Source organism: Haloarcula rubripromontorii (assembly GCF_001280425.1).
In the GTDB taxonomy this organism is placed as follows: domain Archaea; phylum Halobacteriota; class Halobacteria; order Halobacteriales; family Haloarculaceae; genus Haloarcula; species Haloarcula rubripromontorii.
Window position 1 is genome coordinate 459,491 of sequence record NZ_LIUF01000001.1, and the last position, 22,798, is coordinate 482,288.

At 63.3% G+C, this 22,798-nt stretch carries 31 protein-coding genes; 15 read left to right on the top strand and 16 right to left on the bottom strand.

Features of this window, described 5'->3' with window-relative positions; genetic code table 11:
- Nucleotides 1-44: 44 nt before the first annotated feature.
- Genes AMS69_RS02365 through AMS69_RS02375 form a run of 3 tightly spaced genes read right to left on the bottom strand, consistent with a single transcriptional unit; the run spans nt 45 to nt 2,097 of the window.
- Nucleotides 45-611, bottom strand: coding sequence for a magnesium transporter (locus AMS69_RS02365; protein ID WP_053966493.1), 567 nt, complete (start codon nt 609-611; stop codon nt 45-47).
- Nucleotides 612-1,190 (bottom strand): magnesium transporter, encoded by a 579-nt coding sequence (locus AMS69_RS02370; RefSeq protein ID WP_053966494.1) that lies wholly within the window; start codon nt 1,188-1,190, stop codon nt 612-614.
- Between the two features lie 55 nt (nt 1,191-1,245).
- Nucleotides 1,246-2,097, bottom strand: a complete 852-nt coding sequence (locus AMS69_RS02375; protein WP_053966495.1) for a DUF7537 family lipoprotein — start codon at nt 2,095-2,097, stop codon at nt 1,246-1,248.
- A 131-nt stretch (nt 2,098-2,228) separates the two neighbouring features.
- Here AMS69_RS02375 and AMS69_RS02380 point away from each other — a divergent pair, with 131 nt between their 5' ends.
- From AMS69_RS02380 to AMS69_RS02405, 6 genes are all read left to right on the top strand, one after another.
- Nucleotides 2,229-3,623 carry a substrate-binding protein gene (locus AMS69_RS02380; protein WP_053966496.1) on the top strand — a complete coding sequence of 465 codons (1,395 nt, stop codon included), beginning with the start codon at nt 2,229-2,231 and terminating at the stop codon, nt 3,621-3,623.
- Nucleotides 3,624-3,755: 132 nt separating this feature from the next.
- The gene (locus AMS69_RS02385) at nt 3,756-4,694 is read left to right on the top strand and encodes a branched-chain amino acid ABC transporter permease (protein WP_053967014.1); all 939 of its coding nucleotides are present in this window, start codon (nt 3,756-3,758) and stop codon (nt 4,692-4,694) included.
- On the top strand, nt 4,691-5,782 hold the full coding sequence (locus AMS69_RS02390) for a branched-chain amino acid ABC transporter permease (RefSeq protein WP_053966497.1): 1,092 nt from the start codon (nt 4,691-4,693) through the stop codon (nt 5,780-5,782). Before AMS69_RS02385 ends, AMS69_RS02390 begins: the two co-directional genes overlap by 4 nt.
- On the top strand, nt 5,779-6,537 hold the full coding sequence (locus tag AMS69_RS02395) for an ABC transporter ATP-binding protein (protein WP_053966498.1): 759 nt from the start codon (nt 5,779-5,781) through the stop codon (nt 6,535-6,537). Before AMS69_RS02390 ends, AMS69_RS02395 begins: the two co-directional genes overlap by 4 nt.
- On the top strand, nt 6,534-7,277 hold the full coding sequence (locus AMS69_RS02400; protein ID WP_053966499.1) for an ABC transporter ATP-binding protein: 744 nt from the start codon (nt 6,534-6,536) through the stop codon (nt 7,275-7,277). Before AMS69_RS02395 ends, AMS69_RS02400 begins: the two co-directional genes overlap by 4 nt.
- Nucleotides 7,278-7,961, top strand: a complete 684-nt coding sequence (locus tag AMS69_RS02405; protein WP_053966500.1) for a thioredoxin family protein — start codon at nt 7,278-7,280, stop codon at nt 7,959-7,961.
- Nucleotides 7,962-7,969: 8 nt separating this feature from the next.
- Here the strand turns inward: AMS69_RS02405 and AMS69_RS02410 are convergent, their stop codons facing one another.
- Together AMS69_RS02410 and AMS69_RS02415 are read right to left on the bottom strand one after the other, a co-directional pair.
- The gene (locus AMS69_RS02410) at nt 7,970-8,368 is read right to left on the bottom strand and encodes a universal stress protein (protein WP_053966501.1); all 399 of its coding nucleotides are present in this window, start codon (nt 8,366-8,368) and stop codon (nt 7,970-7,972) included.
- Between the two features lie 108 nt (nt 8,369-8,476).
- Nucleotides 8,477-9,886 (bottom strand): signal recognition particle protein Srp54, encoded by a 1,410-nt coding sequence (locus AMS69_RS02415; RefSeq protein ID WP_053966502.1) that lies wholly within the window; start codon nt 9,884-9,886, stop codon nt 8,477-8,479.
- A 161-nt stretch (nt 9,887-10,047) separates the two neighbouring features.
- Here AMS69_RS02415 and AMS69_RS02420 point away from each other — a divergent pair, with 161 nt between their 5' ends.
- From AMS69_RS02420 to AMS69_RS02430, 3 genes are read left to right on the top strand one after another with little or no spacing between them, the layout of a single operon-like run.
- Complete coding sequence (locus AMS69_RS02420) at nt 10,048-10,956, top strand: AEC family transporter (RefSeq protein WP_053966503.1); 909 nt, start codon at nt 10,048-10,050, stop codon at nt 10,954-10,956.
- Nucleotides 10,957-11,004: 48 nt separating this feature from the next.
- A complete protein-coding gene (locus AMS69_RS02425; RefSeq protein WP_053966504.1) occupies nt 11,005-11,379 on the top strand; it encodes a cupin domain-containing protein in 375 nt (124 codons plus the stop codon).
- A 55-nt stretch (nt 11,380-11,434) separates the two neighbouring features.
- Nucleotides 11,435-12,085: a bifunctional 4-hydroxy-2-oxoglutarate aldolase/2-dehydro-3-deoxy-phosphogluconate aldolase gene (locus AMS69_RS02430; protein ID WP_053966505.1), complete on the top strand. Its 651-nt coding sequence runs from the start codon at nt 11,435-11,437 to the stop codon at nt 12,083-12,085.
- A 46-nt stretch (nt 12,086-12,131) separates the two neighbouring features.
- Here the strand turns inward: AMS69_RS02430 and AMS69_RS02435 are convergent, their stop codons facing one another.
- The 5 genes from AMS69_RS02435 to AMS69_RS20465 all read right to left on the bottom strand — a co-directional run bounded on the left by AMS69_RS02435 (nt 12,132) and on the right by AMS69_RS20465 (nt 15,724).
- Entirely contained in the window at nt 12,132-12,623 is a 492-nt protein-coding gene (locus AMS69_RS02435) for a hypothetical protein (protein WP_053966506.1), read from the bottom strand.
- Between the two features lie 883 nt (nt 12,624-13,506).
- Nucleotides 13,507-14,799, bottom strand: coding sequence for a signal recognition particle-docking protein FtsY (gene ftsY, locus AMS69_RS02440; protein ID WP_053966507.1), 1,293 nt, complete (start codon nt 14,797-14,799; stop codon nt 13,507-13,509).
- 7 nt (nt 14,800-14,806) lie between these two features.
- Nucleotides 14,807-15,268 carry a prefoldin subunit alpha gene (gene pfdA / locus AMS69_RS02445; RefSeq protein WP_202904506.1) on the bottom strand — a complete coding sequence of 154 codons (462 nt, stop codon included), beginning with the start codon at nt 15,266-15,268 and terminating at the stop codon, nt 14,807-14,809.
- Nucleotides 15,265-15,438, bottom strand: coding sequence for a 50S ribosomal protein L18Ae (gene rpl18a, locus AMS69_RS02450; protein WP_004518350.1), 174 nt, complete (start codon nt 15,436-15,438; stop codon nt 15,265-15,267). Before rpl18a ends, pfdA begins: the two co-directional genes overlap by 4 nt.
- Before the next feature lie 148 nt (nt 15,439-15,586).
- Complete coding sequence (locus tag AMS69_RS20465; protein WP_170084036.1) at nt 15,587-15,724, bottom strand: hypothetical protein; 138 nt, start codon at nt 15,722-15,724, stop codon at nt 15,587-15,589.
- A 96-nt stretch (nt 15,725-15,820) separates the two neighbouring features.
- Here AMS69_RS20465 and AMS69_RS20470 point away from each other — a divergent pair, with 96 nt between their 5' ends.
- A complete protein-coding gene (locus AMS69_RS20470) occupies nt 15,821-15,985 on the top strand; it encodes a hypothetical protein (protein ID WP_170084037.1) in 165 nt (54 codons plus the stop codon).
- A gap of 20 nt (nt 15,986-16,005) precedes the next feature.
- Here the strand turns inward: AMS69_RS20470 and AMS69_RS02455 are convergent, their stop codons facing one another.
- Genes AMS69_RS02455 through AMS69_RS02465 form a run of 3 tightly spaced genes read right to left on the bottom strand, consistent with a single transcriptional unit; the run spans nt 16,006 to nt 17,104 of the window.
- Nucleotides 16,006-16,671 (bottom strand): translation initiation factor IF-6, encoded by a 666-nt coding sequence (locus AMS69_RS02455; RefSeq protein WP_053966509.1) that lies wholly within the window; start codon nt 16,669-16,671, stop codon nt 16,006-16,008.
- Nucleotides 16,672-16,673: 2 nt separating this feature from the next.
- On the bottom strand, nt 16,674-16,952 hold the full coding sequence (locus tag AMS69_RS02460) for a 50S ribosomal protein L31e (protein ID WP_053966510.1): 279 nt from the start codon (nt 16,950-16,952) through the stop codon (nt 16,674-16,676).
- A complete protein-coding gene (locus tag AMS69_RS02465; protein WP_004518346.1) occupies nt 16,952-17,104 on the bottom strand; it encodes a 50S ribosomal protein L39e in 153 nt (50 codons plus the stop codon). Before AMS69_RS02465 ends, AMS69_RS02460 begins: the two co-directional genes overlap by 1 nt.
- A gap of 186 nt (nt 17,105-17,290) precedes the next feature.
- Between AMS69_RS02465 and AMS69_RS02470 the strand changes: the two genes are divergently transcribed.
- On the top strand, nt 17,291-17,743 hold the full coding sequence (locus AMS69_RS02470; protein ID WP_053966511.1) for a hypothetical protein: 453 nt from the start codon (nt 17,291-17,293) through the stop codon (nt 17,741-17,743).
- Here AMS69_RS02470 and AMS69_RS02475 read toward each other — a convergent pair.
- From AMS69_RS02475 to AMS69_RS02485, 3 genes are all read right to left on the bottom strand, one after another.
- A complete protein-coding gene (locus AMS69_RS02475) occupies nt 17,740-18,552 on the bottom strand; it encodes a ZIP family metal transporter (RefSeq protein WP_053966512.1) in 813 nt (270 codons plus the stop codon). The two genes, AMS69_RS02470 and AMS69_RS02475, sit on opposite strands and share 4 nt — an antisense overlap.
- Before the next feature lie 255 nt (nt 18,553-18,807).
- On the bottom strand, nt 18,808-19,371 hold the full coding sequence (thpR, locus tag AMS69_RS02480; protein ID WP_053966513.1) for an RNA 2',3'-cyclic phosphodiesterase: 564 nt from the start codon (nt 19,369-19,371) through the stop codon (nt 18,808-18,810).
- Nucleotides 19,372-19,450: 79 nt separating this feature from the next.
- On the bottom strand, nt 19,451-19,813 hold the full coding sequence (locus AMS69_RS02485; protein ID WP_053966514.1) for a hypothetical protein: 363 nt from the start codon (nt 19,811-19,813) through the stop codon (nt 19,451-19,453).
- A gap of 84 nt (nt 19,814-19,897) precedes the next feature.
- On the opposite strand from AMS69_RS02485, the gene AMS69_RS02490 reads away from it, so the two are divergent.
- From AMS69_RS02490 to AMS69_RS02505, 4 genes are all read left to right on the top strand, one after another.
- Nucleotides 19,898-20,626 (top strand): tetratricopeptide repeat protein, encoded by a 729-nt coding sequence (locus AMS69_RS02490; protein ID WP_008311183.1) that lies wholly within the window; start codon nt 19,898-19,900, stop codon nt 20,624-20,626.
- On the top strand, nt 20,623-20,913 hold the full coding sequence (locus tag AMS69_RS02495) for a DUF424 domain-containing protein (protein WP_053966515.1): 291 nt from the start codon (nt 20,623-20,625) through the stop codon (nt 20,911-20,913). Before AMS69_RS02490 ends, AMS69_RS02495 begins: the two co-directional genes overlap by 4 nt.
- 60 nt (nt 20,914-20,973) lie before the next feature.
- Nucleotides 20,974-21,432 carry a hypothetical protein gene (locus AMS69_RS02500; protein ID WP_053966516.1) on the top strand — a complete coding sequence of 153 codons (459 nt, stop codon included), beginning with the start codon at nt 20,974-20,976 and terminating at the stop codon, nt 21,430-21,432.
- Nucleotides 21,433-21,514: 82 nt separating this feature from the next.
- Nucleotides 21,515-22,762: an aminotransferase class V-fold PLP-dependent enzyme gene (locus tag AMS69_RS02505; RefSeq protein ID WP_053966517.1), complete on the top strand. Its 1,248-nt coding sequence runs from the start codon at nt 21,515-21,517 to the stop codon at nt 22,760-22,762.
- Nucleotides 22,763-22,798 lie beyond the last annotated feature (36 nt).

Sequence of the window (22,798 nt, forward strand, 5' to 3'; positions counted from 1 at the left end):
CGGTAGCGTCAGTCCCTTCAGGGGCCGCCGTCGCTGCTGTGAACTCACACGAACACGCGGACGGCACCGAACAGCACCACCACGCCCAGCACGTCACAGACGTTCGTGACGACGGGGATGACCACGTCATCGGGGTCCAGTTCGAACCGGTAGGCGGCGTAGGTCGTCACCGTCGTCACGACGATGGCCAGCACTGCAAGCAGACCCCCACTGACGAGCGCGACCAGCACGACCGTCCGAAGCGGGAGCGCAGCGCCGCCGATAACGGTCTGGAGGAGCCACGCGCCGGCACCGACGAGCGGGAACAGCGTCACCGCGAGAGCGAGCGTAGCGATGGCGTTGCCGGCCAACCGGTCGTCGGTCGGCGTAAACGACAGGAGGCCGAGGTGAAACGCCGTCGAGAACCGCGCCGCGAGGATACTGCCGAGGTTGCCCGCCATCCCGATTGTCACCGGGACGAGGACGAGCAGCGACGGATACTGCAGTAGTGTTCCCTCGAAGGTATCGAGCACGAGGCCGCTCCCGAGTTCGATAGCGGTGAGGACGACCAAGATGGGGAACATCGTCCGGACGATGCCCGACACCGACCACTGGGAGGCGAACTCCGCCATTCAGCCACCTCCCAGCGCGAGAACGAGGCGGGTCGCGCCCAGCAGCGTCGCGATGCCGACCACATCGCCGGTTGTCGTCACGACCGGGCCGGCCAGCGTATCCGGATTGAGTCCGCGGCGGTAGCCCATAAACACGACGGAAACGACAGCGATGGTCAACAACAGCCCGGAGACGAAGCCCGCGATGAGCGCAATGGCGACGAGGGTTGTGAGCGGGGCCGACGGTCGACCGACCAGCGCGAGCAGGGCGACGGCCATCACCGCAGCGACCCCGCTGATGAGCACACCGTTTGCCAGTGCCGCCGCGACGGCGGCATTGATGCGGTCGTCGTCGAAGGAGAACTGCGGATTGATGAGGCCCTGATGAAGTGCCGATCCCAGACGCGCCCCAAGCGAGCCGTAGACGTTCCCGCGGGTGGCAAGCAGCGCCGGGACGAGTACAAGCAGTCCCGCAACGTCCTGTAGCTCCGCGTCCATGCCGCCGAGGACGACGCCCGCGAAGAGGCCACCGACTGCACTGAGCGCCAGTACCGGGAGCGATTCCCGGTAGGCTTCGAGTGCCACCTCGCGGACAGTCATTGCAGGGCGAAGGACGGCGAGCGAAAAAAAGCCCCCTGATAGCGCTGGCGACGCCTCAGCCGGGAGTCGACTGTGCCCTGTCACGCCACGGCGGCGGCCCGACCGTCGTGTTCCCAACTCCGGTAAACCGCACAGTCCGGGTGACAGTGACGAGGTCGCCACCGTCCGTGACCGTCGTGTACTCGGTCCGGTAGTCGCGGACGAGTCCTGCCCGAGTGACATGGGCGACGAGCGTCGCGTTCTCCCGACTCGTCCACACTGTCGACGTTGCGTTGTCCCGCAGCCGGTCACCGCTGATGACGTAGACCGCTTCGTCGGACCGCTCGGACCGCGAGGTCCGAGTGTGGAACGGAGCAACGGTCCGAGTGACGTCGGCGGCGGGACGCCCGTTCAGCGCGGCGGTGTGGACCCAGTATTGCCACGTACCGGCGTAGCTGTCCGGCGGGTCATACTCGTTGTAGACCGTTTGGTTGTCGCGTACGAGTCGGCGGAGATACGTGTCGCCGTCAGACCAGAACGACGCAGTCGCCGGCGGTCGGCCGAGGAGAACTGGGGCTGCATGGCCACGGACAGAGATGTTAGCGAGATGCGTCCGGTTCCTGTCAAGCGCGACGTGGACTCGAAGGTGGGATCGCAACGACCCGTTTGCATATCTGACGGTGCGGGTCATCGTCAGCGTGTACCCGGTTCCGTTGAGGCGGTCGCCGTGTGCAGACCCAAGTAGAGATGGGCTGGTGACACCCGTCGGTCCAACGCCGGCCGGATACGCGGTCGCAGAGTCGGTCGGCACCGGAGCAGGCGTCACCGGCGGGGGCGAGCCGTCGTCGCCGCTGAACCCGAGTCCCCCACAGCCCGCGGTAACGACGACGGTGAGGACGAGTAGTTGCCACCCTGCGACCCTTGCCATGGTATAACAAACCATTCAGATCGAAATAAGTGTACGGATCGCAATTTACCCGGAATCTGTCGGTCTGTAGATGTTAAATCGTTAGTTAACCTACCGAAACTATTATGATATATACACACACCGTATGGAACATGCCAACTAATGGCAGATCGGTCAACCGACGACAGTTGCTGAAGAGTACGGGCGTCGCAGGTGTGGCAGGGCTAACAGGACTGGCCGGTTGTTCCGGTGGCGACGGTGGCGACGGCGGTGGTGGCGACGGCGGCGATGGCGGTGATGGTGGTGGCGACGGCGGCGACGACTACCCGTCGCTCGGGAACTTCCCGGTCGAGGGCGATACGGTCACGTTCGGATTCAACGTGCCACAGTCCGGACCCTACTCGTCTGAGGGGCAAGACGAACTCCGGGCATACGAACTCGCTCAAAAGCACCTGAACAACGGGGGAGGCTGGGTGGACAGCTTCGAGGACCTCAGCGGTGACGGCGTCCTTGGCTATACGGTCGAGTCGGTAAACGGTGACACAGCGACCGACGCCGACACTGCCCGACAGGCCGCTTCGCGGATGATAAACCGGGATGACGTGGTGATGATCTCTGGTGGCTCCTCCAGCGCGGTGGCCATCGCCGTCCAAGGCCTCTGCCAGCAGGAGAAGGTCATGTTCATGGCCTGTCTGACCCACTCCAACGACACGACGGGGAAAGACTGCGCCCGGTACGGCTTCCGGGAGATGTTCAACGCGTACATGACCGGACAGGCGCTAGCGCCGGTGCTCGAAAGCGAGTACGGCTCGGACAACTCCTTCTACCAGCTGTACGCCGACTACTCCTGGGGACAGACCGTCCAGGAGTCGATGAACCAGTTCCTCTCGGAGATCGGCTGGGAGCAGGTCGATAGCGTGCCGACGCCGCTCGGGACCAGCGACTTCTCGTCGTACCTCTCGGAGGCGGCAAACAGTGGCGCTGACGTGCTGCTGCTCGACCACTACGGGCTGGACGGCGCGAACTCCGTCTCTCAGGCCGTCGATGCCGGTATCGACGAAGACATGGAGATCGTCGTTCCGTTGTACAACCGCCCGATGGCACAGGCCGCCGGTGGCTCTATCGAGGGCGTGTTCGGCACGATCGCCTGGGACTCCCAGATTGACAACGAGGCGTCGAACTCCTTCACCGAGGTGTTCCAGAACGAGTACGACCGCGTCCCGTCCGGACCGGCACAGCTGGCCTACGCCCAGACGCTCCAGTACGCGGCCGCCGCCGAGCGGGCAGGCACTTTCTACCCGCCGGAGGTCATCCGCGAACTAGAGGACTACGAGTACAACAACATCGGCCTCGGCGAGGAGACGATGCGGGCCTGCGACCACCAAGCCCAGCGAGCGATTCCAGTTGCCCGCGGACTCCCGGAAAGCGAACAGGGCGACGGGAACTTCATCGAAATCGTCGAAGTCACGTCTCGGGACGATGTCGGCTACGGGTGTGATTCCGGGCCGGCTGCAGAGTGCGAACTCGGCGAATACGGCGACGAATAGGCTATAATCCGGACAGGGGACCGTTTCCCTCATGATTTATAGTTCATGAGGTTGCCTTACTTGATACACAAAAACTAGCATGATTAGGAATACGCAGATAGTACGAGCGGAGTGCAGTGGGGGGAGTCCGGCGTGACGCTACTCGCGGACATCCTCACTATCTTACTAAACGGGTTGCAACAGGGTGCGATTTACGTCCTACTCGCGGTTGGACTGTCGATTATCCTCGGGACACTGAAGTTCGTGAATTTCGCCCACGGGGCACTGTACCTCGTCGGCGCGTATCTGGGGCTGTTCATAACTGGCCAGGTCCCGCTGAACAACGGCCAGTTAGCGGAGTGGGGCATCCAGTCATACGGCATCGGACTGGGGTTCATCGCCGCACTGATCATCGTGCCGATTGTCGTGTTCGTCGTCGGCCTCCTGATGGAGCGGTTCGTCGCACAGGCGTTCTACGACCGCCCCGACACTGACCAGATTCTCGTGACCTTCGGGCTCGCAATCATCGTCCAGGAACTGCTCCGGGCGCTGCTTGGCGGAAACAGCCAGCCGTTCCCACAGCCTTCGTGGGCATCCGGCCCGATCGCGTTGCCCGTCGTTGGGAACTTCCCGCGCTGGCGACTCGGCGTCATCGCGATTACGGCAGTCCTCGTCCTCGGCGTGTACGGCCTCGTCGAGTACACTGACTTCGGACTCATCGTCCAGGCCGGTACCCTCGACGGTGAGATGGTTCGCCTCCTGGGAATTAAACTGAGCCGGCCGTACCTCGTCGTGTTCGGCATCGGTGCCGCGCTCGCTGGCGTGGCTGGCGTCGTCGGCGGCCCGCTCGCCAATGTCAATCCCAACATCGGGACTGAACAGTTGGTTCCGGCGTTCCTGACCGTCGTTATCGGCGGCGTCGGGAAAATAGAGGGGGCCGTCGTGGCCGGGCTGATGCTTGGAACCCTGCAGGTGCTTCTCATCCAGACCGGCTACGCCGCCTGGAGTCAGGTCGGTATCTACGCGCTCGCGGCGCTCGTCTTGCTGGTGCGTCCGCAGGGTCTGCTGGGCTCGGAGGTGGATGTCTCATGAGCGACGAACCGGGCGACGCGACCGCAACGGCAGCGGCCGACGCCGAGACAGAGGTCACCGGCGGCCTCGCCGACCGGTGGGCCAGCTTCCGCGACCGGGAGATATCGACGGTACTACTCACAGTCGTGGGCGTGGCCGTCTTCCCGTTCCTCTTCAACAATTACCTCAACGGCTACACGCAGCTGGCGACGCTGGTTCTCATCTACGGCATCTTCGCCGTCGGGTTCGATATCCTGCTGGGGTACACCGGCCTGCTGTCGTTCGGTCACGCCGTCTTCTTCGGAGGCGCAGCCTACGCCGCCGGTATCTTCAGCGCGAGCGTCAGCAGTTCGCCGCTGCTCGTGCTGTTCGCCGGCACGGCGTTTGCGGTACTGATGGCGTGGGTCGTCGGGTTCCTGTCGCTTCGCCGCGGCGGCATCTACTTCGCCATCCTGACGCTGACGTTCGGCCAGATGTCCTTTTACCTGGCGGCGTCGCCGCTTGCCTTCCTCACGAACGGCGAGAACGGCTTCACCTCCGTGGACATCGGGAGCCTGCTGGGCGTCATCGACATCCACGGCGGCGTGCCGTTCCCGCTGTCGATGCTGGTCGACAATATGCTGTACGTGTTCGTCGCCGTCATGACGGTGCTGTCGGTCGCGATGGCGAACCGCATCCTCCACTCGCCGTACGGGACCGTGTTCCGCGCGATTCGAGAGAACGAGCGGCGAGCGGAGTTCGTCGGCTTGGACGTCTGGCGGTACAAGCTCATGGCGTTCATCATCTCGGCGGCCTTCGCCGGCATCGCCGGGAGCCTGTTCGCCATCGAAGGGAACTACGTGCCACTGGAGTCGCTGTACTGGACGGAGTCCGGTCGGGTCGTCATCATGACCGTGCTCGGCGGCGTCGGGTCGCTGTTCGGGCCGCTGTTCGGTGCCGGCCTGTACCTGTACATCGAGAACATCGTCAGCGGGTTCGAGACGCTCGGCCCGTTCTGGCACCTCATTCTCGGTATCGTGTTCGTCGTCGCTGTCGTCCTCTTCCCCAACGGAATCTGGGGCGGTATCGACTACCTTCGTGACATGGTCGTTGGAGGTGAGGACGAATGACGGTTCTCAAAACGGAACAGCTCACCAAGCAGTTCGGCGGCCTCACGGCCGTCGACGAGGTGGATCTGGAGATAGAACAGGGTGAAGGCGTGAGCCTCATCGGCCCCAACGGCGCGGGGAAATCGACGTTCATCAACCTCGTCACCAGGCGACTCGAACCGAGCTACGGCGAGATCGCGTTCCAAGGGGATTCCATCATCGGGATGGACCCACACGAGGTCGTCCAACGAGGGATGAGCAAGTCCTTCCAGACGGCCTCTATCTTCCCCGAGCTAACCGTCAAGGAAAACGCCACCATCGCGGCGCTGGCGGCAGAGCACGGCTCGTTCCGGTTCAACTTCTTCCGGAATCAGAACAGCTACCCGGCGGTCGATGAACTGGCCAACGAGGTCCTCGAGTCGGTCGGCCTGTACGACGAGCGGGAGAATCAGGCCGATAGCCTCGACTACGGGAACAAGCGCCGGCTCGAACTCGGCATCGCGCTGGCCGCCGAGCCGGATATGCTGTTGATGGACGAGCCGACTGCCGGGATGAGCCCCGACGAGACGAAATCGACCGTCAAGCTCATCAAGCGAGTCAAGGAGGACCTCGACCTGACGTTCCTGCTTGTCGAACACGACATGGAGATCGTCTTCGACATCTCGGACCGCATCGTCGTCCTCAACCGCGGATCAGTCATCGCGGAAGGGACGCCGACGGAGGTACAGAACGATCCTGCGGTACAGGAAGCGTACCTTGGAGGTGTCGAAGAGTGACGCTGCTCGACGTGGACAGCATCAACGGCTACTACGGCGAGAGCCACATCATCCAGGACGTGTCGATGAACGTCGACGACGGCGAAATCACGGCCCTGCTGGGCCGCAACGGCGCGGGGAAGACCTCGACACTCCGGTGTATCTCCGGGGCGACGCCGCCGGATGTCCGGAGCGGCCGTATCGAGTTCGACGGAACGGACATCACGAACCAGCCGCCGGAGGACATCGCCGTCCGCGGCATCTCGCTGGTCCCGGAGGAACGGCGCGTGTTCACTGATCTGACCGTCGCCGAGAACCTCCATCTTGCGGACACCGTCCGCAACAAATCGAACACCTGGCGGCGGAAGCTCGACTTCCGCGACGAGGGGATGTCGACGGACGAAATCTACGAGTACTTCCCGCGGCTGGACGAGCGCCGGTCACAGAAGGCCGGGACGCTCTCGGGCGGCGAACAGCAGATGCTCGCCATCGCCCGCGCGCTCCACCAGAGCACCGACCTGCTGATGCTCGACGAGCCATACGAGGGGCTGGCCCCACAGATCATCGAATCTGTCGAGAACGCCATCGAACGCATCAGCGAGGACGGGACGACGATACTGCTGGTCGAGCAAAACGCTGTCGCGGCGATGAAGATCGCCGACCGGTGTTACGTGCTGGATCGGGGAGAGGTGGTCTTCGAGGGACCCGCCGAGGAACTACAGCAAGATCAAGAAACACGCGACAAATATCTGGGTGTCTGAATGTCGGACACACACTCTCCCGAAGCGCTGCTCGACGCACTGCAGTCGGAAGGCATTGCCGTCATCGACGAAGAGACAGACGAAGTCAGCACGACAGAGGCGTTCGAGGCCGACCGCGAGGTGTACTACGACACCTACGTCACGATGGGCGACGCGGAGTTCCACGAGTCCGTCGCCGACGTGTTCGGCCTCGATTCGGCGGCCGAAGCCGCCGAGCGGGTCGACGAACTGGACGTGTCCCGCGAGGAGTTCGCCACGTTCCTGACCCTTCGGTCGGCCGTCGACGGGGACTACACCACCGTGGAACTGACGACGATGGCACAGATGGCGACCGAACTGGGGCCGGAGACGCCGGTCCCCGACGGGGTCGAACATCTGGACGACGACAGCTACGAGGCCTTCGTCGACGCCCACGACCGGTGTGTCGTCACCGTCTGGAAACTGTTCTGTGACCCCTGCGAAGCGATGAAAGAACAGTTAGACGACGTGCTGGCCGCCTTCCCCGACGGCGTTCCGGTTGGCGGCGTCGCCGGCGAGCAGTCGCCGGAGTTCTGTCGGTCAGTCGGTGTCAACGCAGCGCCCGCCGTCGTATTGTTCGAGGACGGGGAGCCCGTCGAGCGAATCACTGGCCGGACGGACCCGGCACCGCTCGCCGAACGGGTCGAAGAAGTGTACGGCGTCTGACCGCGGCGTTACTCTTCTTCGCCGCTACAGACCAGCACGGAGCGGTCCGTGCCAAGAATCACGCTCTGTGTGACACTGCCAAACAGCACCTTGCCCGTCGGGGTCCGCTTGCGCCCGGCGACGACAATCATGTCAGCGTCCTGCTCGTCAGCCAGTCGGAGGATTGCGTCGGCCGGTTCGCCGCTTGACTCCTCCAGCGCCACCTCGACGCCAGCCTCCTCGAGGACTTCCCGTGCCCGGCGAATAGAGGCCACCTGATCGACGGACGCACCCTCGGGGTTCTCCTCGAAGTCGTGTAGCAGCGTGACGCGGACCTGGCTTGCGTCCATCGGAATCTCGGTTATCGCTTCCGCGATAGCGGTCCCACGAGCCTCACTTTTGTCTATCCCAGCGACAATTTCGTACATGCTCGCTTTATCCGTACGACGGGGCAACCCTTAGTTCTGGCCCGGATTTCGAATATAAATCATCAAAATCACGCGGGGTATCACAGCCCGCGGCCCGACACAGCAGCGTCAGTCGCCGAACGGCCCCATACCGCCGCCGCCCATACCGCCCATGCCGCCACCGCCGCCACCGCCCTGCTGCATCTGTTTCATCATCCGCTCCATGTCGCCGTCGCCCATCCCCTGGAACTGCTTGAGCATCTGCTCCATCTGCTTGTGCTGCTGGAGGAGTTCGCGCACCCGTTCCTCGGGTTTGCCCGAGCCGCGACAGATGCGTTCGGTCCGGGACTGGCCGACGACGCGGGGGTTCTCCAGTTCCTCCTCCGTCATCGAGTCCATGATAACGTCGAAGTCACGCATCCGCTCTTGGGTCACGTCCATGGCGTCGTCGGGGAGCTGGTCCATCAGCCCGCCGCCCAGGCCGGGAATCATGTCCATCACCTGGTCCAGCGGCCCCATGTTGTTCATCGTCTGCATCTGCTTGCGCATGTCCTTGAGGGTGAACTGCCCCTCCAGCATGTCCTCGGGGTCCCAGTCCTCGTCGTCGCCTTCCTGCGTCTCCTCCATCGCACGCTCGACGCGCTCGGTGAGCTGTTTGAGGTCACCCATCCCGAGCAGGCGGGAGATGAACCCGGACGGTTCGAAGCGCTCGATGTCCTTGACGGTCTCCCCGGAACCGAGGAAGGCGATGGTCGAGTCCGTCTCGTTGACGGCGGCGAGCGCGCCGCCACCTTTCGCCGTCCCGTCGAGTTTGGTGATGACGACGCCGTCGATGCCGATGGCTTCCTCGAAGTCGGCGGCCTGACTCTTGGCGCTCTGACCCATCGCCGCGTCCAGCACGAGCAGGTCCCGGTCGGGCTGGACCTCCTGCTCGATGCGCTCGATCTGTTCGATGAGTTCCTCGTTCAGGCCGTCACGGCCCGCCGTGTCCACGATTCGAACGTCCGCGTTCTCCGTCGCTTCCAGCCCGTCACGGGCGATCTTCACCGGGTCGTCCTCGTCGGGGTCGCCGTAGAAGTCGACCTCGGCTCGTTCGGCCATCTCCTTGGACTGGTCGTACGCACCGGGCCGGTCCGTGTCAGTCTGGATGATAGCCGGTCGGAGTCCTTTCGTCGAGAACCACCACGCCATCTTCGCGGCCGTCGTCGTCTTCCCCGACCCGTACAGGCCGGCGAGCATGATGGTCTGCTCTTCTAGCGGGAGTTCGGTCGACTCGCCGACGAGGTCGACCAGTTCCTCGTAGACGATCCGCAGGACCCAGTCCCGCGGGGTCGTCCCCGCCGGCGGCTCCTCATCCAGCGCGCGTGTTTCGATGCTGTCGGAGAGGTCCTGTACGAGCCCGACATCCACGTCGGCCTGTAACAGCGACCGCTGAATCTCCTTGACGATGTCCTCGATGTCTTCTTCAGAGAGCCGGGACTTCCCCCGGAGGTCGTCAAGTGTCCCCCGGAGCGAACTCCCAAGATCGTCGAGTACCATTGTTGGCGCGAGATACGCGACGGTGCGGGTAAAGGCTTGTTGTCGGGCCGCCACGCCCTGACTGGGAGCGGAACCGCCCCCTCTGCGGGTGAACTACATGATTTAAATTCGCTTTCGCCTGTGACGAAAGGGTCAAGCGTTCGAACCGATTGGGCACCAATATGGCCGTTCTCGGGCAGCTCGGATTCATGGTCGCGTTTCTCTCGGCCGGCGTCGCTGCCGGCCACTTCGGGCTGCTGACCGAGCGGCGGACGGATATCCTCACCACACTCGTCTTTACCGTCGCGCTGCCGGCGCTCATATTCCGATCTACGTACAACCGCCCGTTACAGGAGATTATCTCGCCGGCGCTCCTCGGAGGGTTCTGGGCCGTCATCGGACTGACGATAGCGCTGGGCTGGCTCGTCCATCGACGGCTGGAGTCGGCGGGTCGCCGGAGCGTGTCGGTCGTGCAGTCGTATCACAGCAACATGGGGTTTCTCGGCCTGCCGCTCGTGGCGGCGACGATGGGCAACGAAGCGACAGCCGTCGCTAGCGTCATCCTCGGCATCGGCGCGGTGACCCACGTCCCGGTGACAGTGTTCCTGCTGGTCCGCATCAACGGCAGCGATGCCTCGCTACTGAGCGAGTGCAAGAAACTCGCGACGAACCCGGTGCTCATCGCACTGGTGGCCGGTATCACAGCCTCGGTCCTGTCGCTATCCGTTCCGGAGTCACTCATCAGTGCACTCGGCCCGCCGGCCGAACTGGCGCTGCCGGTCGCTCTGCTGTGTATCGGGGCGACGCTCGACACGGACCTCCCGGTGGCGGACTTACAGAAGACCGTCAGCGTCGTCGGGCTGAAGGTGCTGTGGATGCCGGCGCTGGCGTGGCTGGTGTACTCCTCGCTGTCGATGGACACGACGGCGCTGAGCGCGGCGGTCGTGATGCTCGGCACCCCAACAGCGGTGTCGACGTACGTCTACACGACGGAACTGGGCGGCGATGCGGCGTTTGCCTCGCTAAACGTCTTCACGTCGACGGTAGTCTCCATCGGAACGCTTTCGCTTCTCATCTGGCTGTTCACCTGACACCGCGCCGTGGTCACGCTTTTGCCCGCCGACGCCCCCACCGACGATATGGGCTATCACCAGATCGACCCACAGGACCTGTCAGAAACCGATGACTACCCCTGTGACCGGCGCGGCATCTCCGACGCCGCCGAACTCCACGCGCTCCACGCGGCCACCTACGAGATGGCACCCAGCGAAGACCTCTCGCGGGCCTACCACTACCACGAAACGCGCGAGGAACTGTTCTACGTCCTTGAGGGGACACTTCACGTCGAAACGCCCGACGGGGAGTACGTTGTCTCGGCTGACGAAGTGTTCGTCGCCGACCCGGAAAGCCCACATCGCGCTCACAACCCTGCTGACGGCGACGAATCGGTGACTGTACTGGGCGTCGGCGCGCCACCGACCGACATCGCGCGACCGTACGACCCGGACGCATAGCGAGTGAGCCGGCGGTTCAGACACGCTTTTCAGCCACCCCGTCACAGTTGCGCCTATGACGAGCAAACAGGCGGTACAAGAGGAACTGGTCGACAGCGGCGTCACGGCGGTCCTGCGCGGGATTCCCGAGGAGAAAATGGTCGACGTGGCGACGGCGGTCCACGAGGGCGGCGTCACGGCGCTGGAGCTGACAGCCGACGCGAAGCGCTGTTCGGACATGATCGCCGCCGTCGACAAGGCGCTCGACGACACCGACGCCATCATCGGTGCCGGCACGGTCATGGACGCCGCCGCCGCCCGCAATGTTATCGAAGCCGGCGCGGAGTTCGTCCTCGCACCGAACCTCAACGAGGACGTCATCGACGTGTGCAACCGCGAGGGCGTCCTCGCCATCCCCGGCGTCATGACGCCGACGGAGGCCGCCGACGCGATGGAAGCGGGCGCGGACATCCTGAAGATGTTCCCCGCCTCGACTGTCGGCCCGGGCCACATCGGCGCGCTGCAGGGGCCGCTTGGCGACGTGCCTATTATGCCGACCGGCGGCGTCTCCGTCGACAACGTCGAAGAGTACTTCAACGCTGGCGCGGTCGCCGTCGGCGCAGGCTCGGCACTGGTCAACTACGAAGCCATCGAAAACGACGACATGGACGGTGTCCGCGAACAGGCCGCGGCATTCGTCGACGCCGTCGAGGCCGCCCGAGAGTAGCAACAGTCGTACCCGGGCAGAAGCAGCCCGGCACGGCATCAGCGACTTATCCGCCGGTTTCGTTGGCGGTCGTTTCGTTGCCAGTCTCGTTTCCGGCCGTGTCGGTCTCGTTACCGGGCAGACCGGTTTCGTTGCCCGGAATATCTGTCTCGTTGCCAGGTCGTTCAGTTTCGTTATCCGGCAGTCCGGTCTCGTTGCCTGGCAAGTCTGTTGCGTTGCCCGGACCTTCAGTATCGTTGCCGGGTATGTCGGTTTCGCTGTCCGGCATCCCGGTCTCGTTTTCGTCGAATTCCGTCTGCGTATCCATTCCGGTTTCGCCCTCGGTGTCGGACTCAGTCTCCATCGCCGGTTCTGTGTCGTCTTCCGTCATCGCGTCAGTCTCTGCCGCCGTGGGCGTACTCGGGGCTTCGGCACCTCCGCCGTCAGTTTCCATCGTGGCGTTACCGCCACTACCGCCAGTGTCACTACAGCCAGCGAGCGCTACGAGTGCGCCGCCTGCGATTTTGAGAACGTTTCGTCGAGCTGTGAGTCGTCCCATAGCGTTTGCCCGAAGACCACAAGGGCAGTTTATGAATGACCTGCTAAGCGTCTGACGGAGAGCCAACAGAACGAATTAGCCACATCCGAAGGTGGATCGACTCACAAAACAGCCGTAAACAGTCTGTGTCAGACCATGATTCGTCCGAACCCAGTATTTCGACCGGTCCACCGGGGTTTCTGGCCTCGATTTCCCAGACATTGACGTGTCGCGGTGTTGCTCGATACCCGGCTTGTACCGGTACACACTGTTCCCGAGCGGTTATCGAGCGCATAGGTATCTGCGCCCGAGGACATGCCGGTCTGTCCTGTACTGTGATCAGACAGCCGCGCAGCGGTCAGAACCCACTCAGTCGCCGTTTAGTAACACAATAACGCGTGGTTCCAGTGGTCAGTACCTGCAGCCGTCCCACACCTGCGGGAACTCCCATCGCCGCAGCTCTCGTCACCGGCAACTGAAACAGCGGGCAACAGCTCGTCCCCGCCAGTTAGCTATGCTCGTCCACAGGCAGAGGACGATCATCCGGAGACGGCCCGATGAGTTCCGGTGCGACATCAGCCGGCGCGGCTTGCCGACAGTAGCGTCTGTCAGACATCGCTATTTCCCCCGTTCACGACAGCGCCGGAAACGTCACGTCGGTCGATTGGTTGCATTGGTGTCACGCTACGATGGTGTGTACGTCAGAGATACACACCGAGTGACTTCAGCGCGCTCCTGTCGGCGAAAACGACCACACCTCCGCTTATGTGGTGATATTTGCCGCATCGTGCGCAGTGCGTTCTCGGCACAAGAGTGTGACCGCTCCGGATTCTCCACGAACAGGGTGGACAATAGGGACACACAGCCCAGATATGTCGGCAACACTAGCCGCGAAGTCCGAGGCCTACTCGCCGATGAGACTGTCGACGATTTCCTCGGGGTCGAACGGTTCGAGGTCGTCGTAGTCCTGGCCGGTCCCCAAGAAGAGAATTGGCTTGCCGGTGACGTGGGCGACGGAGATAGCCGCACCGCCCTGCGGGTCGGCATCAGCTTTCGTCAGGATTGCCCCGTCGATCTCGGCCGCGTCGTTGAATTCGCGCGCCCGATTGACGGCATCCTGCCCCGCGACCGCCTCGTCCACGAACAGCGTCATGTCGGGGTCGATGTTGCGGTCGATCTTCGCCAGCTGGGCCATCAGGTCATCGGAGGTGTGGAGTCGACCGGCTGTATCGCCGAGCACCACGTCGATATCGTTGGCCTTGGCGTACTCGACGGCGTCGTAGACAACCGCCGTCGGGTCCGACCCCTGCTCGTGGGTGATGATCTTCTTGTCGAGGTTCTCGGCGTGTTTCTCGAGTTGCTCGTTCGCGCCGGCGCGGTAGGTGTCGCCGTTGGCGAGCACCGTCGAGAGTCCACGGTCCTCGAAGTACTGCGCGAGTTTCGCTATCGAGGTCGTCTTCCCGACGCCGTTGACGCCGGTGAACACGATGGTGACGGGCTTGTCCGCCTGCTGGACGCGCTCGTCGAAGTCGAACTGGCCGACGTTGATGACGTCGTACAGCGACTCGCGGAGTGCGTCCCGGACGAGGTTCCCCGTGCTGGAGAGCCGGCGGCGGGTCTGGCCCGTGAGGTTCTCCTTGACGCCGTCGAGGATTTCGTTGGCGACGCTCATCTCCACGTCGCTCGACAGCAACGCCAGTTCGAGGTCGTCGAGGTGGCTTTGCAGGTCCTCCTCCTCGATGACCGTCTTTCCGGTTGCCATGAGCTTCGCCTTCGCGGCGAGGCCGCGGCCACCGTCGTCGCCTTCCTCAGACTCCGAATCGGCTTCGGACGACGAGTCCTTCTCGGTCGCCGCGGCGGTGTCCGACTGTGACTCGCTGTCGGGGACCGCGTCCGTGTCTTCAACTGCCGTAGCCGACGCTGTGGCTGACTCATCTGTCGCCACAGAGTCCGCCGCTGGCGGTTCAGCGTCAGCCTGTTGCTGGTCGGTTTCGGCTGTCGTTTCCGCCACTCGGGTGTCGTCCTCGGACGGCTGTGCGTCCGCTGCGGGCTCGGATTCAGTCACTTCATCGGCAGGCACTTCCCCGTCTGCCTCGTCGGCGTCCGGTTCGTCCTCCGCTTCGAGCGCGTCGTCGTCGACATCTTCCTCGACGTCGCTCGTGAACCCGCTGAGTTTGTCCTTCAGTCCGTCGAACATGGCGGCCTTACTCGTCTTCCTGCTCTTGCTGTTGCATCATCTGCTGCATCTGCTGCTGTTGCATCTGCTGGGCCTGCTGTTCGAGTTCCTCCATTTCGGTCTCGACTTCGGCCTTCTCTTCCTGCAGCTCGCTGATGTGGTCGTCCAGCGTCTCCTTCTTGGTCTCCAGCGTGTCGACAGCGCCGTCCTGTTCGCGCTCCGCGGAGTAGCCGCCACCGAGAGAGACAACGACCTCGTCGATATCCTCGATAGTCGCGCGGATGTAGGCGTCGCCGCCGAGCGGGACCTGCACCGTGGAGCCGGAGTCGAGCGTTTCGATGGCCTCGATGGCCTCGTCGATGTCCGACTGCTTCTCGCGGAGGCGTTCGATTTCCTCGTCGATGGCGTCGACTTCCTGCTCCATCTGCTCGATCTCCTGTGCGACCTGCTGCATCTGACCGCCGCCGCCACCGCCGCCACCGCCCATCATGCTGCCACCTCCTCGATCGTGATCTGCGTGCGCTTGAGGTTGTGCTGGGAGCCGAAGTCGCTGTAAACGCGCTCTTCAGCGACGTTCTCGTTTGGCGCCTCGACCTCCTTCTCGAACTCCTGTGGGCCGTCTCGGGCCGGGAAACTACCGCGAACAGTGTACGTGCTCATACACGCAGATGCGGGCAGGGCAGGGAAGTATCTTCCCCTTCCGCCTTTTTGGGGTAACCCATCTGTCCGCGACAGAACCGAGCAGTCCTCACCGCTGTCAGGCCCGGGCAGTCCGGGACCGACATATCAAGAAACGGGCGGGATACCTCTATTCACCGGGTTCTGGCGCATACACCATATCGCCGCCACACTCCGGGCAGGACGGCCGGAGGACACCTGTCGAGTAGTCACACTTCCGGCAGACGAGGCGGTTCTGGTCTTCCGCAGTCGGTGTTCGCTGGACCATACGTGATGTTTGGGAACGCACTATATTATTCTTTGACACGAGCTATCATGGTCGTCGACCCGGATGGATTTGCCGGGGCAAAGCGTACAGTCAGATATGAGCGAGGCGACATACCAGTGTGAGTGTGGTGCGACGCTACGGTTCAGGCAGGACCTGACGCTGGAGCGGGGCGGGACCAGTCGGTCCTGGGCGTGTGGAGACTGTGGACTACCCGTTCCGGGCGTGGTGGCAGAGAAACTCAGCCACCAGCATCCATCCTGAGTGAGGAAAGAGAAGTCGCGTCAGTCGATGTAGCCCAGCGCTTGGTCGATACGGCCCAGCTCCGGCCCGGAGGTGTCCGAGCCACAGACGTAGCCGTGGTCGTTCGCGACCAGCCCGGAACCCACGAGCGGGCCACCGTAGTTGATGGTCCCGATGTCGGCCGGCACGTCGAGGATGTCCTCAAGGGCATCGAGTTCGCCGTCCGTGGCCTTCGGATGGCAGAGCACGCCCTTGTTGGTGGCGACGGCGGCGGTCCCGACGGTTGTGACACCGGCGATGACACCGCGTTCGATGGGTACGTCCAGCCCGTCCTTGATCGCCTGCACGGCCTCTCTGGAGAGATCGGGGTGAACGTACGCGCCGTAGTCGTTACAGCAGACGACGTTGCCGGCGGCGTTGATCCGGCCGGGCAGCCGCGTCACGGGCACGTCGACGACGTCCTGAATCCGTTCGATTTCGGTCTCGCGGACGCGTTCGGAGACGACCAGCCCGTTCTCGTTGCCGGTCGCGAGCGCACCGACGGTCCCGGAGCGGCCAACAGTGGTCGGCACGGCCGGAACGTCGAGTTCGTCGCTCAGGTCGTCACGCAGCGATTCGTCTAAGTCTGGGCGAACCAGCACGCAGTCGTCGGTCGCACGGGCGAACACACCCACGTACGACGACCCGGAGAAAGCCGCGCGGAGCAACGTTACTCTGCGGTCTCTGCTTCGACGATGGCTTCGCCCTCTTCCTCGAAGCGGGCGGCGCGAACACGGATTTTGCTCGGCGTGTTGGCGCGACCGCGGGCCCAGGCCGCCTCGTTGATGGAGGGGTCCAGACGGACGGCGTCCTCGTCGACAGAGAAGTGTTTAGCGAGGTGCTCGCGGATGAGGACCATCGCCTTGTCTGCGCGCTTGTGGTTCGGTTCAGCTCGCGCGTCTCGGAGCGGGACGGTGACGACACGCTCCTCGAAGTCACTGGCGCTCATTATTCGTCAGTGTCGTTGCGCCGCCAGTGGCGTCGTTTGTGGTTGCGCTGGACCTCGCGGTCCGTCTTGAGCATGACCCAGGCCGGCACTCGACTGTTCTGGTTGTCGAGTTTGGCCAGTCGCTTCTTCGTAGCCTTCGATTTCTTACCCATGGTATGGTGCTTGTTCCGCGCCGTGGTTTAAATTCCTTCCTTTTCGAACCAGTCACAGCCCGTTATCAGCGGCTATAACTGCGGACGTAGAACTAAGTAGACCGTAACCCTGATTATCAATGGATGAAGCGCCGGAGATTCCTCCAGACAATGGGTGTCGGTGCAACAGCCGTCGGCTCTGGTTGCATGGGTGGTGGCGGCGAAGTCGTCGTCAGTGTGAAGCAGGATGTCAGAGTCGAGCCACACGAGGCGTGGATAAAAGAGCGGATTCCGGACGTATCTGACCCCGGCGGTGAGTTGCAGTATATTGTCAAGTCTGAAACCCCGTTCAACGTGTACTTCTTCACTGACCGTGCGCAGTTCAAGCAGTACGATGCGTATATCAAGGGTCGAGAGCCGGACGAGACACCGCCGGGGAACCCCAAATTCAGCCAGACAGCAGTCCAGCCAAAGGGGTCGGATATCTATCAGGCGTCGACAGACAACGGCGGCGCGCGGGAGTCACTTGACGAGCCCGGGCCATACTTTTTCGCCGTCGACCACTCGAACTACCGGATGGAGACCCGGGTCGACGACTACGACGACCCGCTAAAGGCCTTCGTCGATCTCACCGTCATCCGGAGCAAGCTCCCCTTCTAGACGAATGCCAGCGGCACCATCGCCAGCACGCCGACAGCGACGCCAGTGATGAGTTCGCGTTTGCCCCCACCCGGCAAACCGTCGCCGTACTCCAGCGCTTCTGGGATGAACTCCGTGAGCACGAGATACACCATCGCTCCAGCGGCGAAGCCGAAGCCGAACGGGAGAAACGCCTTCGCCAGCGTGACGAAGTAGTACGCGATGACGGCCCCGACTGGCTGTGGCAGCGAGGAGAACACCGCCCACCAGACCATCTTCCACTCGCTGACGCCCAGCGAGCGGAGGGGGATGGCGATGGCAGTTCCTTCAGGAATATTGTGGATAGAAATGGCGACCGTCATGAACACGGCAAGCAACGGGACGGAGACGCCCGCGATGCCAAGGGCGGAGTCTGGCGTCGCCGACTCCAGTCCGAGTTCCGCGAAGGAGACGCCGACAGCCACGCCCTCCGGGAAGCTATGGACCGTCAGAATCCCCAGAATCAACAGGAGTTTCGTGAAATCTGCCTGTTCGAACTCTTTGGGAGACCTGTCGAAGTCGTCCAGAAGTTCGTGCGCCACGGCGACAAGCGCGACACCGGCGAGGATTCCGGGGACCAGCAGCACCGGCGATCCGTATGCCAGCCCCTCGCGGACGAGGCCGAACAGCGAGGCGGCGACCATGATCCCCGAAGCTAGCCCCCACAGCACGACGTTCCACCGGTCCGAGAACTCCTCGACGAGAAAAAACGGTATCGCGCCGAGGCCGGTGGCGAGCGCCGTAAGCAACCCCGCGACGAACACGAAGACAACGTTCTCCACGACGACCATATCGGTCCTACGCCGCTCGGACCGATAAAAATTGTCACTAACCTGATTTGTTTTGGCTGACCTAAACGGGTAGCCAGACGCTATAGGTAGCTACCTGGGAGCCTAATTGACGGCCTTGACACGGATACCGGCCATGCTACAGCGGTCGCAACGCCGTCGCGCACCTCCTGACAAAATTATGGTAATAAAAATCGGCAAGAACCGCCCGTCTGGAAGTCGTACCGGCAGCAGTCGTCTGACTGTGACGGCACACGGTTACAGTGGCACCGATTCGACGGTCCGGTACGTCGGTCCGTCGGGTCCGAGTTCGCTCTCTTTGAGTCGAATTTCCTCGACCAGCAGGCGACCCACGTCGGGGTCGTTGTGCTCGACTGCGTTCTGTACTGTCTCTTTGCCGCCGGCGTGGTCCATTCTGGCGACGGTCGCGTGGGGCGTGAACTCGTGGTCTTCCGGCTCGAACCCCATCGCGACGGTCTGCTCTTCGATAGCGTCGTGCAGCGCAGTCAGTCCCGTGCCACCCTGGCCGTCGCGGACGCCGACCCAGACCACGCTGATGTAGGACAGCGACGGAAAGACGCCGAGACCGCCGAACTCGACTTCGAACGGCTCGACGCCGCTGTCTTCAACTGCGGTTTCGAGGGCGGGGACGATCTCACCGACGCGGTCCGGGTCCGTATCACCAAGAAACTTCAGCGTGACATGGGCTTGTTCGGGGTCGGTCAGCCGAAGACCCGACACCCCGTCGAAGCGCGCCTGTACGCTCGCAACCGCGTCTTCGAGCCCGTCCAAGTCGACGCTGACGAACAGGCGTTTGGCCATAATTAGCGGTTCCGGTCGTGTCCGCAAGAAAGCTACGACGGGGTCAGGGGCTGCTGCGGTCCGGGGCTGTATGCCACCGCTAGAGACCGTGTCCGAATCCCAGAGCGACCATTGCGACCGCGCCGCCGAAGAGAGCGGGGATGGCGGTGTCCGGCAGCAGTGTGAGGGAGAGCCGAGCGAAGATGGCCGTCACAATCAGGAGACCCACCCGTGCTCGTTCTCGGGGCGTCTCTGCCGGACTGGACACCCAGCGCCAGAGCCCCGATAGCTGCACGTAGTAGCGTCCGACGAGGGCCGCCAGAACGACCGTTCCAGCGACGCCCGCTCCGGCAGCGGACAGTGACAGCGGAGCCCCATTCGAGGAGATAACAGCCCAGCCAACGACCGCGAACACACCCCCGAAAAAGACAAGCAACGCGTCTACTGCCAGTGGGTCCCGCATACCCGATAATCCGGTCGCAGGACACCTACATCTTCACGAGCCGTGGACGTAGCCCTTAACCGGATTGGCCGTCAATCAGGAGGTATGACAGACCACGACGACGACCACGCTTTCTCCGAGGGGCAGGGGTTCGACGACCCCTACGAGGGGTTCGATCTCGAACCGCCGGAGTTCGAGGTGGACCCGGACAAGGTCGACCCCGTCGACTCCCGTGTCGTCACTGACCTGCTGGACCAGCGGAACATCTCCTCTGACGCCGTCGACCCCGAGCAGCTGCTCGATGTCGGGCTGGAGTACATGCACATCAACCGCCACGAGCAAGCCGCGGAGACCTTCGAGCGGGTCGCCCAGTACACGGACGACGACCGGCTCAAACAGGAGGCCTGGACGAACAAGGGCGCGGCCCACGCGGAACTCGAAGAGTGGGACGCCGCCATCGGCGCGTACAAGGAAGCACTCAACTTCGACGAGGAGTCCGATCACGCCGCCACGGCGGAGACGAACCTGGCGTACGCGCTGTGGAAATCCGGCCGCTCCGAACAGGCGCTCGAACACGCCGAACGCGCCGTCGAAATCGACCCTCGCTTCGGCGAGGGGTGGTACAACCGTGGCTTCTTCCTGCTCGAACGCGGGCTGGCCGACGAGGCCATCGACGCGTTCGACAACGCCGTCCGCCTGGGCTTCCGGAACGCCGACGTGCTCGAAGAGAAGGCCCGCGCCCTCGAAGAGGTCGGCGAGTTCGACCGCGCGGAGGAGCTGGCCGAGGAAGTCGACGAGATGCGCGAGGAGGCCGAACAGCAACTGCTTGAATGATACTCAACGAACGCGACACCGACGAAGGGTTGCTCGTCTCGGTCTGTGACCCGGACATCATAGGCGAAACGTTCGAGAACGGCCCCGTGTCACTCACCGTCAACGAAGAGTTCTACGGCGGCGAAACGGCTACCGAAGACGAAATTGTCGACAGTCTCACCCGGTGTTCGGTCGCCAACATCGTCGGCGACGACGCCGTCAGCGTCGCCCTCGAACACGGCTTCGTTGACGAGGAGAACGTCCTCGACCTGGGCGAGACGCGCCACGCGCAGTTGCTCTGGATGTAAGGTCGCTACCGCACGCTCGACCCCGACAGTCTTTGCACACGCCCGCCGACAGAGACACGTATGTATTCTCGAGACCACGCCATCGTCTCTGCGGCGGTCGGAGCCGCTGGCGTTGTCGTCCTGCCGGTCCCCCTTCCCTGGTGGGCCGCTGTCGGTTACGCGGTCATCGTCGGCGTCGCCATCGACATCGACCACTTCGCCGTGGCTCGACTGGAGACCGGCGACTGGGCCGCGCTCTGGCACTGTCTCCGAAACCCGAAGATCGCGGTGCTCGATCAGGACGAAATCTTCGACCCGCAGGACCTCTGGCCGCTCCAGCGGCTCCTCAGTCACCATCTCATCGGCGGCGTGGCCGTGTTCGGCCTCTGGCTCGTTTCCGAGCCGCTGGCGCTGTTTACCGCCCTCGTCCTGTACGCCCACGTCCTCGGGGACCTCGTCTGGGACAACTACCTGCTTGAGACCTACCGGGAACAGCACGCGATGGCTGCCAAATCCGTGTCCGAGTCGGACTCCGAATAGGGCGAGGAACGGCCGCTACCGGACGGGAAGAGTTCTAGGTGAACCGAAGGAATGTTGCCTGTTGAGCCCCTGAACAGAACTAATGGGACACGCTGAATCTGAACTACTGGACGTGGAGCGTATCCGCGAGGACTTCCCCATCCTCCAGCGCGAGTTCGGCGGCGAACAAGTGGTGTACCTCGACAACGCAGCCACCACGCAAACACCTGAGCCGGTCGTCGAGACCATCGCGGACTACTACCGGACGACGAACGCCAACGTCCACCGCGGTCTCCACCAGCTCAGTCAGGAGGCCAGCGTCGCCTACGAGGACGCCCACGACCGTGTCGCCGAGTTCATCGGCGCGTCGGGCGAGCGCGAGGAAATCGTCTTCACCAAGAACACCACGGAGAGCGAGAACCTCGTCGCCTACGCCTGGGGGCTGAACGAACTCGGCCCCGAGGACGAGGTCGTCCTCACGGAGATGGAACACCACGCCTCGCTGGTCACCTGGCAGCAGATCGCCAAGAAGACCGGTGCGACCTGCCGCTACATCAGCGTCGAGGAAGACGGCACCCTCGACATGGACCACGCCCGGGAAATCATCACCGACGACACCGCGATGGTCAGTGTCGTCCACGTCTCGAACACGCTCGGGACCGTCAACCCCGTCTCGGAACTGGCCGACATCGCCCACGACCACGATTCGTACATCTTCGTCGACGGCGCACAGTCGGTCCCGAACCGGCCGGTCGACGTGGAGGAAATCGACGCCGACTTCCTGGCCTTCTCGGGACACAAGATGGCCGGCCCGACCGGCATCGGCGTCCTCTACGGCAAGAAACACATTCTCGAGGAGATGGAGCCGTACCTCTACGGCGGCGAGATGATCAAGAAAGTCACCTTCGAGGACGCCAGCTGGAACGACCTCCCCTGGAAGTTCGAGGCCGGCACGCCGGTCATCTGTCAGGGCATCGCGCTGGCGGAGGCCTGTGACTACCTCGACGACATCGGCATGGAACGAATCCAGCGCCACGAGGAACAGCTCGCCCAGTACACGCTGGAACAACTGCAGGCCGAAGGTGATGTCGACACGTACGGTCCGTCCGCAGGAACGGAACGCGGCGGCCTCGTCTCGTTCAACCTCGATTCGGTCCACGCCCACGACCTCTCCTCTATCCTCAACGACTCCGCCGTCGCCATCCGCGCCGGCGACCACTGCACCCAGCCCCTCCACGACAAGATGGGCGTCCCTGCCTCCGCGCGAGCCTCGTTCTACATCTACAACACGCGTGAGGAAGTGGACAAGCTCGTTTCGGCTATCGACGACGCGCGTCAGCTGTTCACGTAATCGTACTCTTCGTCTCCGTCAGAACGGAGAGAGTGC